The 13572-nt window shown below is 42.4% G+C and carries 13 protein-coding genes and 1 pseudogene; 9 read left to right on the plus strand and 5 right to left on the minus strand.

Annotation, left to right across the window (positions count from 1 at the left end):
• Positions 1-39 precede the first annotated feature (39 nt).
• On the plus strand, positions 40-516 hold the full coding sequence (locus L4D05_RS11440) for a peptide-methionine (S)-S-oxide reductase (protein WP_428752913.1): 477 nt from the start codon (positions 40-42) through the stop codon (positions 514-516).
• A gap of 83 nt (positions 517-599) precedes the next feature.
• Here L4D05_RS11440 and L4D05_RS11445 read toward each other — a convergent pair whose 3' ends face one another.
• On the minus strand, positions 600-1811 hold the full coding sequence (locus L4D05_RS11445; protein ID WP_489686385.1) for a multidrug effflux MFS transporter: 1212 nt from the start codon (positions 1809-1811) through the stop codon (positions 600-602).
• Positions 1812-1896: 85 nt separating this feature from the next.
• Entirely contained in the window at positions 1897-2325 is a 429-nt protein-coding gene (locus L4D05_RS11450) for a MarR family winged helix-turn-helix transcriptional regulator (RefSeq protein ID WP_428752915.1), read from the minus strand.
• A 227-nt stretch (positions 2326-2552) separates the two neighbouring features.
• Here L4D05_RS11450 and phnC point away from each other — a divergent pair, with 227 nt between their 5' ends.
• The 4 genes from phnC to phnE (L4D05_RS11470) all read left to right on the plus strand — a co-directional run bounded on the left by phnC (position 2553) and on the right by phnE (L4D05_RS11470) (position 6252).
• Positions 2553-3392 (plus strand): phosphonate ABC transporter ATP-binding protein, encoded by an 840-nt coding sequence (phnC, locus tag L4D05_RS11455; protein WP_428794064.1) that lies wholly within the window; start codon positions 2553-2555, stop codon positions 3390-3392.
• A gap of 64 nt (positions 3393-3456) precedes the next feature.
• A complete protein-coding gene (phnD, locus tag L4D05_RS11460) occupies positions 3457-4380 on the plus strand; it encodes a phosphonate ABC transporter substrate-binding protein (RefSeq protein WP_428794065.1) in 924 nt (307 codons plus the stop codon).
• A gap of 130 nt (positions 4381-4510) precedes the next feature.
• Complete coding sequence (gene phnE, locus L4D05_RS11465) at positions 4511-5386, plus strand: phosphonate ABC transporter, permease protein PhnE (protein WP_428794066.1); 876 nt, start codon at positions 4511-4513, stop codon at positions 5384-5386.
• Positions 5383-6252: a phosphonate ABC transporter, permease protein PhnE gene (gene phnE, locus L4D05_RS11470; protein WP_428752921.1), complete on the plus strand. Its 870-nt coding sequence runs from the start codon at positions 5383-5385 to the stop codon at positions 6250-6252. Before phnE (L4D05_RS11465) ends, phnE (L4D05_RS11470) begins: the two co-directional genes overlap by 4 nt.
• 166 nt (positions 6253-6418) lie before the next feature.
• Here phnE (L4D05_RS11470) and L4D05_RS11475 read toward each other — a convergent pair whose 3' ends face one another.
• The gene (locus L4D05_RS11475; RefSeq protein ID WP_428752922.1) at positions 6419-6793 is read right to left on the minus strand and encodes a hypothetical protein; all 375 of its coding nucleotides are present in this window, start codon (positions 6791-6793) and stop codon (positions 6419-6421) included.
• 495 nt (positions 6794-7288) lie between these two features.
• Here L4D05_RS11475 and L4D05_RS11480 point away from each other — a divergent pair, with 495 nt between their 5' ends.
• The 4 genes and pseudogenes from L4D05_RS11480 to L4D05_RS11495 form a co-directional block, all read left to right on the plus strand.
• A complete protein-coding gene (locus tag L4D05_RS11480; RefSeq protein WP_428794067.1) occupies positions 7289-8689 on the plus strand; it encodes an alpha-amylase family protein in 1401 nt (466 codons plus the stop codon).
• 253 nt (positions 8690-8942) lie between these two features.
• Positions 8943-9503, plus strand: coding sequence for an HdeD family acid-resistance protein (locus L4D05_RS11485; protein ID WP_428794068.1), 561 nt, complete (start codon positions 8943-8945; stop codon positions 9501-9503).
• Between the two features lie 192 nt (positions 9504-9695).
• Entirely contained in the window at positions 9696-10352 is a 657-nt protein-coding gene (locus L4D05_RS11490; protein WP_428794069.1) for a Qnr family pentapeptide repeat protein, read from the plus strand.
• Positions 10353-10436: 84 nt separating this feature from the next.
• Positions 10437-10623 (plus strand): annotated as a pseudogene (locus L4D05_RS11495) (sugar O-acetyltransferase); the annotation flags it as partial.
• Positions 10624-10946: 323 nt separating this feature from the next.
• Here L4D05_RS11495 and L4D05_RS11500 read toward each other — a convergent pair.
• Positions 10947-12218 (minus strand): lipopolysaccharide biosynthesis protein, encoded by a 1272-nt coding sequence (locus tag L4D05_RS11500; RefSeq protein ID WP_428794070.1) that lies wholly within the window; start codon positions 12216-12218, stop codon positions 10947-10949.
• 213 nt (positions 12219-12431) lie between these two features.
• Positions 12432-13337 carry a transcriptional regulator MelR gene (gene melR / locus L4D05_RS11505; RefSeq protein ID WP_428794071.1) on the minus strand — a complete coding sequence of 302 codons (906 nt, stop codon included), beginning with the start codon at positions 13335-13337 and terminating at the stop codon, positions 12432-12434.
• Between the last annotated feature and the right edge of the window lie 235 nt (positions 13338-13572).

Here is a 13572-nt window from a genome sequence, read left to right on the forward strand (position 1 = left end):
TTCGTCGCGAGCGATAGAGGTGAATGATGGGAGTTACAGGTGGAAGAGATTTACTTTGCTGGTGGTTGTCTATGGGGCGTGCAGGAATTTATGCGCCATTTACCGGGTGTAATGTTAACGCAGGCAGGGCGAGCGAATGGCTCTTCTGAGTCGACTTTAGCTAACTATGACGGTTATGCCGAGTGTGTTCGGACACAGTTTGATCCGAAACAGGTGTCGGTAGAAGAGTTAATGGACTTCTTTTTTGAAATCATCGATCCATACAGCGTGAATAAACAAGGTGATGATGTTGGAGAAAAGTATCGAACAGGGGTATATAGCCTTCACTCAGAGCATTTAGTTAAGGTTAAGCGTTATCTACAAGCACGAGAAGATGTGGATAGGATAGCGATAGAAGTGTTGCCGTTATCAAATTATGTGAAAAGTGATGATGAGCATCAAGATAGGCTTACACTACACCCCAATGATTACTGCCATATTCCGCAAAACATTCTGCATAAATACAAAAAGCGTTAGCGACGACTTTTCTTCTCTGTGAACGTAAAGAAGAATACTAAGCTTAAAAAAGAACACCGGCGGACAAGCCGCCGGTGTATTACTTATGGCTTATTGTATTTACTCAAGCTGCCGACCACAAATGAACGATGGCGCACTAATAGCCACAAGAGCCCTCCTGCGATACCGACAAACAGCTGAATTGCGCCTAAGTTATTGATCAGGGATTCAGGATGAAGGGATACTAATACCATGCCAATAGAGCCGAAAATCATGGCGAAAAACTGAATTAAAGCGACGGCAGAACCTGTGTCATGGTCTTGTTGGTCTAGCATTAAGTTTGTTCCCGGTACTCGCATAGCAATAACCATCACTGTGGCTGGCGCCGCGATACAGGCAAAAAGCCAAGGAGAAGTGTCGCCAATGGTGAGAGTGAGAGTGCCAGCAATCGCGAGTAGTGCAAAGCATAACGAAATGACGTTTTGTACCGATATGTGGCGTGATAGCTTCATATAGATTGTTGGACCAAAAGAAGCGCATAAGGCATTAAAAGCAAAGGCGTAGCTAAACTCTTGTTCCGTTAGACCAAACCCATTGATATAGATATAAGATCCACTCGCAAGGAAGGCCATGAGTGCCATCGGAGTCACGGAGAAAATGGCGAGCAATGCAACAAATCGTGGGTTTCTCATGACAACACCGAGTCGGCTCCATGAGCGAAGCATTGAACCATCGTATTTGTTTTCGAGTGTTTCTCTGTAGCAAAACGCAAGTATAGAGGCGAAACCCCCAAACACCGCGAGTGTGACAAACATCATTCGCCACGACGCGATCTGTAGTAAAAAGGCCCCAAGCACTGGTGCAATCATTGGCGCGATGATCACCAGTGACATAATGGTGGCCATTATCTTTTCTCGTTCCCTACCATCATAAAGGTCTTTAACAATGGCGGTTGCCACCACGGTAATTGCACTGCCAGCAAAGGCTTGCAGAACGCGTGCAGTAATGAGCTGCTCAATACTACCCGCTAAGGCGCAATAGATACTCGCAAGCATATAGCCCCCAATACCCGTTAGTAATATCGGTTTGCGTCCAAACTTTTCACTGAGCGGCCCCCAAAATAGCAGGCCGATAGCGTAGGTAATAAAATAGCTGCTCAAGGTTAAGTTGACCATGGCTTGCTGGGTATCAAATACCTCAACCATTTGTGGTAATGCAGGTAAATATAAATCGATGGTGAGCGCTGGAAAGGCACTAATAATAACCAGAAAAAAGAGCATGCCTTTTTGACCTAGTATCGGTTGAGGTTTTTTCAAATGGTAACTCCTGAATGTATCCGTGAATGCTTTGCTGTTGAGACGTTTGAATGGCGTATTAATTGATGGGCACTATGGAACCTAACTAATAAGTAAGGTTGTCGTTTACGCGTTTAAGAAGGGCGCGTAAGGTCTCGGATTCGTCATCCGAAAAACCGGTGAGCATATCGTTGATCATGCCCATTTCCACTTCGTCTAGTCGCTCAAGCAGTTTTAACCCTTTGTCACTGAGCATGAGTTCTACTGAACGTTTATCGGTAATGCTTGCGTGTTTGATGATCAAATCTTGTTTATGTAATCGCGCGACGATACGAGCAATTTGGGCTTTGTCGCGGTTCATTGATTCCACCAGCATTTGCTGTGACGCCCCTTGGAAGTTTCGAATATCACTCATCGCTTTATGTTCAAGCGGAGAGAATTCAACTTTCTGGCGAGTGACTTCCGCCACCATTTTCCCACGAGTCTTCATGCGAATTTCACGCAGGGTATGACTGATTTCTCGGTATGTTGTCATTGATTGCTGAGATATTTGGTTGACTTAGTCAACGATTGTCGGCTTTTTAGTTGATTTAGTCAACTACTTAACTGGGGAGGTTCGCTTATGTTCGGTATCGAACTGTAAAAATATCAAAGTCGTCTATTGATAACGTTCATACCATAGTCATAAAAACATCGAAAAACCGTCAACTATTTGCGTTGAAATAGCTGTCAAATAAATGAAAGGTGATTCGGAGAAACGTTATGGCGATGATTGCGCCGGAGCTGACCGTTGTCAGTGAAACGAGTAATGTAGTCACACCCCTATTAGGGCGTAAGGTGCTAGAGACTCGCGCACTTACTAAATCGTATCAAGACGACAAAGTGGTGCTAGATGGAATTGATCTTACGCTGCATGCGGGAGAGTTTGTCGCGATTGTTGGCCGCTCTGGTGCGGGTAAGTCAACGTTATTACACACACTTAATGGCACAATTACGGCGACCAGTGGTGAAATTCTTAATGTTCACAAAGATCTATCTACCGATAATGTCTTGTCGATGACTCGTAAAGAACTCCGCGATTGGCGTACGCACTGTGGCATGATTTTCCAAGACTTTTGTCTTGTTCCTCGTCTCGATGTTATTTCGAATGTACTGCTTGGACGCCTCAGCCACACTTCAACATTTAAGTCGTTATTTAAAGTATTTAGTGACGAAGATAGAGCAGAAGCCATTCATTTGCTGAAGTGGCTAAACATGCTGCCTTATGCACTTCAACGAGCAGAGAATCTGTCGGGAGGCCAGCAGCAACGGGTCGCCATTTGTCGAGCCATGATGCAAAAGCCCAAAATACTGCTGGCTGACGAGCCAGTCGCCTCTCTTGATCCTAAAAACACCGTAAGAATTATGGAAGCGCTGCAAAAAGTCAGTACTGACGGCATCGCAGTGATGGTGAATCTTCATTCTATTGAACTGGTTCAACAATACTGCACACGCGTTATTGGTCTGGCAAAAGGGCGAGTGATATACGACGGACACCCGTCAGGATTAAATGATGATGTTTTACATCGCCTGTACGGTGATGAACTGGATCAGGTTGGCTGATCATAAACAAATTTGCTGACTGGCACCTCGGTCACCAGCGATCATAATGAACAAGGAAGACAAAATGAATAAGCTTTTTTCAGTAGGTTGTGCCATTGCGGCTGCCCTTTCTTTTAATGCGCAAGCGGCGGCACCCAGTGAAATTAATCTCGGTATTTTAGGTGGTCAAAATGCGGCGGATCAGATTGGTGATAATCAGTGTGTCGCAACGTTCTTTCATAAAGAGCTGGGCGTAAAAACCAACATACGAAATTCAACCGATTATAACGCGGTTATTCAGGGGTTATTGGGTAAGAAGATTGATTTAGTGATTAATATGTCACCAAAGTCATACGCTGAAATCTATTTAAATGACCCAAATGCCGTAGATCTTGTGGGCATTACCGTTGATAACAGCGATGATTCGCGTGGCTACCACTCGGTCATTTTGGTTAAAAAGGACAGTCCCTATCAGTCTATTGATGACTTAAAAGGCACGGCTTTTTCATTTGCTGATCCTAACTCAACATCCGGCTTTCTTATTCCTAACAATCAGTTAGAGACTCGTTTGGGAGGCAACATGGATAATAGCTTCAATAATTACTTTACGTCCGTGAGCTTTTCTGGTGGTCATGAGCAAGACATCGTTGGTGTGCTTAACGGGCAGTTTGATGCTGCGGTGACATGGTCATCCATGCTAGGAGATGCCAAGAAAGGCTATACAGCTGGTGCTTTGCTTCGCTATATGACTCATGACCCTAAATTAATGGACAAGATCCGCATTATCTGGGAATCGCCATTGATTGCGAATGGTCCGACGATTGTGAGCAATCAACTTGACCCTCAATTTAAAGAAGACTTGGTCGCGGCAGTGAAGAAACTCGCTAAAGAAGACAATGAATGCTTTAGCAAGGCTGCTGGTGGACAGCTACATCTTGCTGATACTAGCGTTGCCGAATATCAGTCGATCATTGATTTGGTGAAGGCGACGAAGTTTGCGCAGAGATAGTCGGTCTACTCAAAGATGATACGTTTACTTAAAAATAAAGCGTTTGCTTCGCGATAATTTCTTTTCCCACCTATAGCGGGAGATATGCCTACTTGGTTTTTGACCCCGCTATCTTATTTTGGTTTTCATCATGTTGTTTGAACACTACTACCAACAGATCCGACGTAAGCAAAAAATGGACGCATTCATGTGGTCAGCCATGTTTATGGTGTTGTATTTGATTTCTGGGCACTATGCTGAGTTCAGTCTTAGTCAAATTATCAATAACGCACCGGCTTTCTTCGACTATATATTGGATACCGTTCCTAATCTTTCGTGGGACGTCTTGTTTGCGAGCCGAGATGAAGCGGGGCATGCAGTGCCGGGCTCCCTCATTTACTGGGGTTATAGGCTACCAATTCAGCTACCGCTGTTATGGGAAACCATTAATGTTGCGATGGCCGCTACCTTAGTGTCTTCCGTTATTGCGCTTATGTTAGCGTTTCTTGCGGCTGGTAATGGGTATGCCCCTCCATCGGTTCGTATGGCGGTACGAGCCTTTGTGGCCTTCTTGCGTACGATGCCGGAGCTGGCATGGGCGGTGATGTTTGTCATGGCGTATGGCGTGGGCACATTCCCAGGCTTCGTGGCGTTGGCACTGCACACCATCGGCAGCCTGACTAAGTTGTTTTATGAGTCTATTGAAACGGTATCAGATAAACCCATTCGGGGTTTAACCGCCGCTGGTGCAAGCCCGTTACAGCGTTTACGGTTTGCGTTTTGGCCTCAGGTCAAACCGATTGTGCTTTCCTATGTATTTTTGAGATTTGAGATTAATTTTCGTTCGTCAACGATTCTGGGATTAGTCGGGGCCGGAGGGATTGGACAAGAGTTGATGACCAATATTAGCTTGGGACGTCATGATCAAGTCAGCATGACACTATTGCTGATCATTATTGTTGTCGCACTGATTGATATGTTGTCCGGTTTTTTGCGTAAACGAGTCATTAGCGGAGAGTCAAAATGAACGCACAAACGTTGCAACAGATAAAACAAGAGAATGGCGAGATCTTTGGCAGCCAGGGCCGCTATTTACGCGTGGTTATCCTATCAGCATTGGTTGTATGCGCGTACTACCTAACATTTTTCGCTTTTTATGGTGTGACACAGCAGCAATGGGAAATGGGTAATAGCAAAATCAGTAGTTACTTTTTGCACATGTTCATTTGGCGTGACTTTTGGAACTGGCCATTTGCGTATTACTTTTCTCAGATTGGCATCACATTAGCCATTGTACTCGGTGGCACGTTAACGGCATCGGTCGTCGCGCTACCTCTTTCGTTCTTTGCTGCCCGTAATGTGATGACGGGGCCATTTGCTATCATTGCTATCCTCATTAGGCGTATTTTTGATGTACTGCGTGGTATTGATATGGCGATTTGGGGCATGATTTTTGTGCGCGCCGTAGGGTTAGGGCCATTAGCGGGTGTGATGGCGGTATTTATTCAAGATTTAGGGCTGTTTGGAAAATTATTTGCAGAAAGTCATGAAGCTGTGGATAGAAAACCGACCCGAGGTTTAACTTCATTAGGAGCGAATCATATTCAAAAGCATCGGTTTGCTATTTTTACTCAATCATTCCCGACTTTTTTAGCACTTACCTTGTATCAATTAGAGTCTAATACGCGTTCAGCCGCGGTACTTGGCTTTGTTGGAGCGGGAGGCATTGGATTGGTCTACGCGGAAAATATGCGCTTGTGGAACTGGGATGTTGTGACCTTTATTACCTTGATATTGGTCGTCATTGTGATGGCGATGGACAAGGTATCGAGTGTGCTGCGTCAAAAGTACATTATTGGTGAGAATGTCCCCTTGTTTGATAGCAAGTCTTGATACGGTAAACACTCATAAGAAAATGCCGCGACTGTCGTCGTGCATTGGCTCAGCCGATATCGGTAAAGCGTACGTAAAATGAATCCGAGAGGGCTGAAACAGAGAGAGTCTTGTTTCAGCCTTTTTTCGTTTTCCCAGCGGTTTATTGGTGCTGAGAAATGGCGCGTTATTGCGTTTCTTTCATCGCAGAGATAACCGAAGGGTCATTAAGAAGATTGAATAGTAGGCTCTTAGCGGAAGAACGTTGAGAGTCGGAGAGCATTTTCTTTGGGTTCTCTCTGGACTGGGTCAGGATATTTTTGACAAATCGGCTGTTGGTGCCGGAGAGTTCATACACATAACGAAGCGTATCGAGTAATTCATCTTGAGCCAGGCTATAAACGGCCATTTCACAACTCAGGTTGTCCATCGACAGAAAGTTGTTCACCACGATTTGACGCTCGGCATTAAACTTCTCTTTAGCTTCAAAGGCATCAATCAAAGCTTGAACCCTATCGGCAATCGCGACAGGTACTTCCATTGTCTTTGTTTCATGAGTCATTCTTGATTCTCCTTTTCTATCTGGGACTAACCACCAGCGCCCAGTGTGGTAACGGTCTATTTCTGGTGGTTGTAGATGCGTCGCTCTTGGCTGCTTTTCATCTGGTTGTTCTGCCCAAGTTTACGCTGTAGTTGTTATTTCAGCATCTACTTTAGGGAGATTGTGAGGGAATGCAATGGATATCAGGTGAATTACAATTGTTTGCGTCTATTAACACCTTAAAAGGTGATACCCCAAGCAATGGGTGATGGATTTGTAAACACGAGGCGTGGTGCACATTTGCTGAATTGTTAGGATCACTCTGATTGATACCATGGGCTTTCACCATGGACTTTCATTTTAAGTATGCCGTCTCTCCTAAGGATAAATAGCGCACAGATTCGTGAATATGACCTCTACAGAAGGCGATTTGAATTAAAATCTGATTAGGTTTTAGTTTGTTGTGGCGTTTGGTTTTATATCATCTTGGTGAATTAATAATAAGAGAGATATATTATGAAACGGACAGGGGCTTTTATCATTCTGGCGTTCGCCTTTAGCGGATACAGTGCCATCAGCCATGCTGACACTATTTTGCATGCTTTTAATTGGAAGTATGCTGATGTCAAAACCAATGCGACTGAAATTGCGCAAGCAGGGTATAAAAAAGTACTGATATCGCCGGCGATGAAATCGAGTGGTAGTGAGTGGTGGGCGCGTTATCAGCCACAAGATCTTCGTACTATCGATTCTCCCTTAGGCAACAAACAAGATTTGCAAAGCATGATTGAAGCCTTGAAAGCTGTGGGTGTCGATGTGTATGCGGATGTGGTACTTAATCACATGGCCAATGAAAGCTGGAAGCGTAGTGACTTAAACTACCCTGGAGTTGAGGTACTAAGCGACTACGCTAATCGTTCGGATTACTACGCTAGTCAGACCCTTTACGGTAATCTTGAACACGGTTTATTTTCTGATAATGACTTTCACCCCGCGGGCTGCATAAGTGATTGGAATAACCCCGGTCATGTTCAATATTGGCGCTTATGTGGCGGTGATGGAGATGTGGGATTGCCTGATCTCGACCCTAATGATTGGGTGGTTTCTCAGCAACGTTTATACCTTAATGCGTTAAAGAGTATGGGCGTGAAAGGTTTTCGCATTGATGCCGTTAAACACATGAGCCAATATCAAATAGATCAGATATTTACTGCTGATATTACCGCAGGCATGCACGTATTTGGTGAGGTGATCACGAGTGGTGGTAAGGGTGATGGAGGCTATGAAGCTTTTCTTGCTCCTTATCTTAATAACACTAATCATGCAGCTTATGATTTTCCTTTATTTGCCAAAATGCGCTCGGCATTTTCCATGAATGGTGGCTTAAATCAGCTGCATGACCCAAAAGCCTATGGTCAAGCGCTTGATGATTCTCGAGCGATTACCTTTACCATCACCCATGATATTCCCACCAATGACGGCTTTCGTTATCAGATAATGGATCCGCAAGACGAACAACTCGCCTACGCCTATATTCTGGGTAAGGATGGGGGAACACCGCTTGTTTATAGTGACGATTTACCCGACTCCGAAGATAAGGACAACGGTCGTTGGGGGCAGGTATGGGACAGTGCATTGATGAAGAGTATGTTGAGTTTCCATAATGCCATGCAAGGAAAGCCAATGACGGTGTTGCATAGCGATCAATGTAGTCTGCTCTTTAAGCGAGGTAAGGAAGGGGTAGTGGGTATTAACAAGTGCGGTGAAGCTCGAACTGTTACTGTGGATACGTATCAACATGAGTTTAACTGGTATGTGGAATACCACGATGTATTGAGTGATGCTAAAGAGACCGTCACGACTCGTTACCATGCGTTTTCACTGCCAGCGCGCAGCGCCAGAATGTTTAAGTTATAAGGTAAATCGTGGTGAACAGCTAATGATAATTCGTTAATGATGGCTAAGTCATTGCTTGTTCATTGAATACGATACGACTAAAGCGCTCTTAAGTATGAGAATACAGAGCGCTTTATTATTTCGCTTAAGGGGGGCGGATGGCTGCCGTCATGGTTGAATGAATACCTTGAACCAAAGCAACCTCGAGGGAGCGAATGTATCGTTCTTGAACTAGACTCATTGTGCAGTCAGAACATTGTTTAAGGGGCTTTCAATGGAAAATTCAAACCCATCACCAAACTCTACTTTTTTGTCTAAAGGTTGGAAGTACTTTGTCATCGTTGGGGTCATTATTTCATTGGCTGGCATAGGGGCGATGAGCTTGCCAATACTTGCCGGCGTGACGATTTCAACACTTATTGGTGCCGTATTACTTTTTAGTGGTTTAGTGCAGGCCTATCACACCTTATCAATCCATTCGTGGAAGGATAAGTTGTGGTATGTATTCAGTGCTGCGTTGTACATTATTGGTGGTCTGTTTATTTTATTTAAACCACTAGCAGGGTTGGTCACCATTACCATGTTGATGGTGGTAGTCATGATATTAAATGGGCTGACTCGAGTGTTTTTTGGTCTTGGCAATCAAGGTTTACCCAGTCGGGGTATTATTATTGCCAGTGGCTTAGTCTCGGTAGTGATTGGTGGGTACTTCTTTTTGTTACTCGATGACCCAACATTCTCTACGGCATTACTGGGTACGTTTATTGGGATTTCGCTGTTAATTGAAGGCATCAGCTTTATGTTTCTAGGCATGAAACTAAAGAGCCTCTCTTAGCGCCATAGTGAAGAGAAATTATTTTCCAAACTCGCTCATGCCAATAAAAGAAAACCCCCAGTTTAAATTGCTTATTTGGTGCCTTAAATTGGCGATTTGAGCGCTTTGTAACTTACTGTTTTTAATTAATTTCTATTTCTAGGTATTTAGATTGCTGGATGTTAGTCTTCCTCTGAAGGTAGGAGCACTAACATGATTTTTAAAAATAAACATTTTGAACACCACGATTTTTCTAACCAAGATTTATCTGATCATCAGTTTGACCATTGTCAGTTTACCCATTGTGATTTTTCTAGAGCCGATCTACGTGATAGCGCTTTTATTCATTGTAAGTTTGTTGAAACAACGGATTTAGCAGGATGCCACTTTGATTACGCAAACTTGAAAGACGCGAGTTTTAAGCAGTGTCAGATGGCGATGTGTAACTTTGAAGGTGCTGAGTGTTTTGGGATTGAGCTGCGTGAGTGTGACCTAAAAGGCGCGAACTTTTCACGAGCCAGATTTGCTAACCAAGTTAGTTACAAAATGTACTTTTGTTCGGCGTATATCACCGACTGCAACTTGTCTTACACCAACTTCGAGCGTGCGGTTATTGAGAAGTGCGATTTGTTCGAAAACCGTTGGGTGGGCGCTAATCTTCAAGGCGCGTCATTTACAGGATCAGACTTGAGCCGAGGCGTATTTTCCCCAGATGTTTGGCCTCAGTTTCGCTTTCAAAACGCTAACTTGTGCCACGTTGATTTAGAGGGGCTCGACCCACGACGCGTTGATCTAACGGGTGTGAAAATTTGTTCATGGCAGCAAGAGCAATTGTTAGAACCACTTGGGCTGGTGGTGATGCCGGATTAAGACAAACGGTGAAGAGTTTTTAATGTTGCTGGGCATTGAAGACTGATATTGTCATCATAAAATTATTTTAAACGTTGTAACTAGGAAACAACCTGCGGTCCAATTATCATTGAGGATTATGTGTGGGTCGGCGGTAATGTTGTCATCAACCAAGGCGTGGCGATTGGTGTGCTTTGGTCGCGGCTAACTCCGTCGTCAATACGGATATACCTCTAATTCTCTCTATAGCGGGACGCCTGCCAAGTTAATTAGGATGATTCATGATAAATAATTAACGGGGCCTTCCACAAAAGGTATTTAAGTAATCAAATGTGCTATAAGAGCATGGAATTTTAAGCGTAAAACACATACTCTACACATAGAAAAAATATAATGCACTTAATGCTGGAGGAATTATTATGTATGTTCTGAATGGTATTCTGTATACCTTCAAGCACTGATATAACGGTAGATATGTAGCTATATTTTGGGAAGTACTAAATAAAAACAACAAGCGTTACAGTTTTTATATATATTTTTCTAATGTCGACAACATAGTTTAATAAGTCATAGTTATCACGTTTTTATACATAATAAAGATATCAGCCCTGATTATTATTTAATTCCGTTTGTAGCCAGCATCGCTTGGCGAATCTGTTTTTCTTTGAAGCTGGAAAGTATAAACATCATCACGTATCCAAGGCAAAGAGCAACGATGATAGCTGCTACATTACTAGTGAGAGCAGATATTAGATAAAACATAACTACCATAGTTACGATTCCTAATAAACGTATGAATAAGCTAGTTTTAAAATAACCATTGGCCTTAATATAAGTTAATTGATACGCGTTAAGCATCATAAAGACAAAGAACATAGAAAAATAAAACAATAGTGGTACTGAGTTACTATATTCTTCAGGATACAACCAACCGACTATGTCTGAACCAAACAGCAGCATAGTTACAAAGAAGATACCGCTAACGATAAATGAAAGCTTAAACACCCATCGGCGTATCATTAAAATTTCACAGTATTCCCCATTACGTACTTTGACCGATAGCTCCGGTAGAACAAATCGGTAAATAGGAAAAACGAATAACATTGTCATATAGGTGAATATTGGACGCACAACAACTTGGAAATCTCCTAATTCATCAACGCTAAAGTAGCTAACTGTAAGCAAAACGGCGATATAGATCATAAGAATGCTTGCTCCTGCTTCTAGTGTCGCTGTAACACTTTTTTTGACATAGCCAAACATATCCGCATTTAAGTGTACTTGTTTAAATGGGAAGGTTGATATGGTTTTTTTGCGTTTAATGTACATATACAATGCGGTCATTAATGAAGATAAGCTCAGGCCATAAAATAATGCAGTTAATGCGCTAAAACCTACAAGATAATAACCCAAAAAAAACAATAAAACATTAAGTGTAGGATCAAGCCAAGTCGTGCGGTTAGTAATGGAATATAGTCGGTACATGGAAATTAGATTCGTAAAATAAAGCTTCAATCCAAGACCAAAGATTATTCCAACTAACTGTATATACTCTACTCCGATATCTAAGCTGTGCTTGATATATGGGATCGCTCCCCCCCAAGTAATCAAAACAACGAAGATCAGAGTAAAACGAAAGATATTTATTATATCTATGTCATTTTGAGTCTGGGAGTAAGCCACAACCATAGATGAACGAAACCCACTCATCAGGATCATCGATAGAGAGATAATATCAACTACTGTATGAAACAAGGTCAGTTCACTTTTTGCCATCCAGCCAGCAAGCCACACCTTAAAAGTAAACCCGATAACAATACTTACAAGCGTTGCCCATATTCCAGTAAGGAGTGCCGTTTTGACTTTGGTGACCGGTTCTGACTGCATTTTTGACACCTATTACTGTCTAACTTATGATTACATGGTAATGCAAGTGATTATCATTATCAATGCTGACGTAAATCCGAGAATAATAGTCGTCTTGTACGTTTTGTCATAGTGTCACCTCTAACTAAGTAACCAAATGTAGCGTACCACTACAGAAGGTCGACGAAACTTATATCAAAGTAAAAGGGAAGTGGGTTGTTACTTTAATAAACACTATCGCCCTCGGCGGGTATGACTCCTGTATTGTTTTGGAGTCATATTGTAGTTTTTTTTAAATTGTTCGAAAAAACGACCTGCGCTCCGAAAGCCACACGTAACCCCCACGTCATAAATACTTTTTGTTGTATCGCTGAGTAGTGCGCAAGCGTGATTTAATCGCATCGTATTAATGTATTTTTTGATCGACATTTTCATTACTCTTTGAAATAATTTCATCGTATAGTTAGTATGAAGCCCCACAGAATCCGCGACGTCTGAAACTTGGATCGGTTGGTGATGATGATTGGCGATGTAACTTAGCATCTTCTGTACATTGAATTGTAATGTATGAGTGACGCCTGAATCTTGAAAAGTACCACACTTGATACCTATTGAGTGTTCCCAATTGGTGATGCAAATACGGCGCATAAGGAGAGCGATCTCTTCTACAGTGATTTGTTGTAAACCGATATTGTTTATTAAGTGACTGTTTTTCCATCGAGCGCATTCGTGCTTACTAACAAGTCGTATTTGAGGGGAGGTAATTAAAGAACCATTCATTATATGAGCGCTAAAATCTTCATCTAATGGCCAACTTAAAAACTGGTGTACAGGAATATTGATTATACCAATCAGTGGATTATCACCTTCGACTGCAGTTACCCTATGTGGAATTGCTGCCCAAAATACTACAATTTCTCCTTCAGATAGCCATACTTTGTCACAATTAACTAAGTACTCAATATTGCCACGAAATAAGATATTGACTTCAATATGGTTATGCCAATGAGATCTCTCCATACAATATGGAGCTCGAAGCTCAACAAATGGATCTTGAATTTTAGCCGGAGAATTAGAATGCAGAGAGAGCGGGCTAATATCCATCGATTCTTCGTAACCTATTTGTTTTGAATTATTCATAACCCACTCCTTTGAGTCTATTGTAACTTTTACTAGTTAAATCGATGCCGCCAACTTTAATGGACATGGTTTTTATTCCTACTCTGGATGGGCTATACCTTTAGTGTTGTACAACGATGTTAGGTGTGTTCCATCACATCAAAGCCCTTTAAAGTAGTACTCCGATTGTTGCTAACCTTATTTGTTAAGTAATGCTAATAAAATTAGTAGAATTAGAAAATAAACTCATAACGAG

The organism is Vibrio nomapromontoriensis, from assembly GCF_050337205.1.
GTDB lineage: Bacteria > Pseudomonadota > Gammaproteobacteria > Enterobacterales > Vibrionaceae > Vibrio > Vibrio nomapromontoriensis.